Raw genomic sequence first — 644 nt, 5'->3', positions numbered from 1 at the left:
ATATGAGAAAACCCAATTTAATTATATTATTTGTCTTATTGTACTCTTTTGCCGGCTGTAGCCAAAATTTGGAATGCAAAGACTTTAAAAAAGGAAACTTTTATATACCAAATAAAATGGATGACTTGAATGAATTTACTGTTTCATTCAAGGATAGTGTATATCAGTTTATGCCCGAAATAGATTCTACTATAACACGAACTGTCCAAGTAAGGTCTGAGAACACTCAAATTGAATGGGCAAACGGAATTGATCAAGGTAAACCGAAATATGAGCTCATCGAATGGATTGATGATTGCACATACCGATTGAAGTATGATGAATCTAACCAGGAACTGGATGAAACCGAAAAATGGATTAATGACAACAACGGAATCGTAGTGTCAAAAATTAGAATTGAAAATAATTGCATGCTTTTTAATGCGGTTTTAACCTCTAACGAAGGTCAAGTCATATCCCAAAAAGGTTTAATATGTAAGGAATAAATACTATGCACAACACCGGCTATAATTCATTGCTGCATTATCGTTAAATTTAAACATATCAACCATTACATGGCCCGATTTCTCCCGGACATTTTCCTGACTTCGGCTACGCTCAGCCTACATGGAAAGTCTGCAACGAAATCATAGCCCAACCGTTAG

1 protein-coding gene is annotated in these 644 nt (G+C 35.2%); it reads left to right on the top strand.

Going from position 1 to position 644, the window contains the following annotated elements; all coding sequences use genetic code 11:
* The coding region (locus ACOCEA_RS17985) for a hypothetical protein (RefSeq protein WP_420757660.1) at positions 1-485 on the top strand (485 nt) is incomplete at its 5' end.
* Positions 486-644: the final 159 nt, after the last annotated feature.

This window comes from Maribacter luteocoastalis (assembly GCF_048890225.1).
In the GTDB taxonomy this organism is placed as follows: domain Bacteria; phylum Bacteroidota; class Bacteroidia; order Flavobacteriales; family Flavobacteriaceae; genus Maribacter; species Maribacter luteocoastalis.
Note: the sequence above shows the minus strand (reverse complement) of the source record. Positions and strands in the feature narration are given on the sequence as shown.